The organism is Rhodococcus phenolicus (assembly GCF_001646785.1).
Taxonomy (GTDB): domain Bacteria; phylum Actinomycetota; class Actinomycetes; order Mycobacteriales; family Mycobacteriaceae; genus Rhodococcus; species Rhodococcus phenolicus.
In genome coordinates, this window is sequence record NZ_LRRH01000159.1 from 1 (window position 1) to 1,771 (window position 1,771).

The following is a 1,771-nucleotide window of genomic DNA, read 5'->3' on the forward strand; positions in this document are numbered from 1 at the left end:
GGTCGACGATCTTCCCGTTCTTGATCTGCCGATCGAATCGGGGGTCGTCGTAGATCAGCTCGGCGAGCTGGCCCTGGTAGTTGTCCGCCAGGTAGTTCGCGAACGCGAGCATCTCGTCGGTGTTGCCGGAGCCGTTGGAGAAGTCGACGGCATTCCCGGCGCCGTGGTGATCGTTCGCCCCGGGCCGGTAGTCGTCGGTGACCTGCAGCGCCGGCGCATGCTTCGCGCCGATCGCCGTCAGGGACCCGACTACTCCCCCGTCGGCCATCGCCGGGAACAGCCGCTTGTTCAGCCCGAGCAGGAAGTCCGACAGTGGATGGTCTTCCTGGATCCCGTACTTCGCGAGACGGCCGTCGTAGTCGCCCTCGGCGATGGCCTTGCGCATGCTGAGGATGACGTCGACGAGCGGGTGATCCTCCTGGATTCCGAGGAGTGAGGCGGTGCGGCCGGAGTAGTCGCCGCCGAGCAGTGCCCGCCAGCCGGTCGGATCGGATGCTGCGGTCAGCGAGGACGGGTCGCCCTTGAAGATCTTCCCGGCCTCGCCGCGCACGGTGCGGATGAGCCCGAACCCGAAGCGCTTAGCGACCTCCTGCAGGATGCGTTCGGAGCGTGACCGCTTCGACATCGCACCCGGGATGTATGCCTCCCACCCGGTCTCCCCCTCCGCGTACCGCACGGGCCCGAGTGGGGTGCGCGCGAGAACACCGTTGCCGGCACCGTTCTTGATGATCGGCTGGGCGAGGTCGTCGATGGCACCGTTCGCGCGTTGGCGCACTCCTCCGTCTGCCATTCCTGTCTCAGGCAGCGTCGGACCGTAGATGCTCGGATCGATGCCGGCGGCGCGCCGACGAGACTGGATGTCGACGTACATGTTCACGTTGCGGCCGTTGTTGCGGTCGATGAAGTTGTCGATCGCGTTCTGGCCGTCTTCGGTGTCCGCGGTGATGATGACGGTGCCGTCCTGCAGGTTCTCGACCTTGTATCCCAGGGCCTCGAGGGTGTCGATTGCGTCCTCGGTAAGCGCCTCGGTGTGGATGGTCTTGTCGTCCGGGACATCCAGCACTTTGCCCTTGAGGATGTCCAGGTCGTAGTGCGCCTCCGGCATGCCCGGAGTCTTGATCTGCGTTTCCACCAGCCCGGGCACCAGGCCGTACGAATTGATGAGTGCATTCGCCTGCTCATCAGTGAGGCCCATCTGCCTGGCCTGATCGACCAGCGCGTCACGGTTGGCACCGTAGATCGCGGTCAGCGCCTCGACGGTCTCTCCGGCTTCGAGGCCGGTGCGGGTCTGCTCGAGCAGAGCATCCTTCAGCCCGGTCAGCTGCTGGTGCATCTTCGCCTGGATCGGCACACCCTGATCGAGTGCCCCATTCCAGTTCTCGATCTTCGCGAGAGTGCCGTCGGACTGGACACCGATGTCGCCGATCGCCTTCGCAACCTTCGCCGCTTCGTCATTGAAGGCGGCCGAGAGCTTCATGTTCCCGGCGAATTCGTTGAACCGTTCCCGGCCCTGATCCAGGGCTGGGATGAGACGCTGCTCGATACCGTTGGCCCCGGCATCCATACCGTCGCGGATGGCTGTTCCACCCTCGCGGGCCTTATCTGCGAAGTTCTGCAGGTCATTCGCGACATCACCGAAGTCGGGCAGCCCAGGGATGAGCCCGGCGAGTGGCCCGAGCATGCCATCCATTCCGGCGACGATCACCGCGAACGTGTCGAGCATGGATGCGGCCATCTCGGAACCAGCCTGCGCGAACTCGCCGAATCCGCG

At 65.0% G+C, this 1,771-nt stretch carries 1 pseudogene; it reads right to left on the bottom strand.

The annotated features are described in order from the left end of the window. Positions 1-1,735 (bottom strand): annotated as a pseudogene (locus A8G15_RS28300) (hypothetical protein); the annotation flags it as partial. Positions 1,736-1,771: the final 36 nt, after the last annotated feature.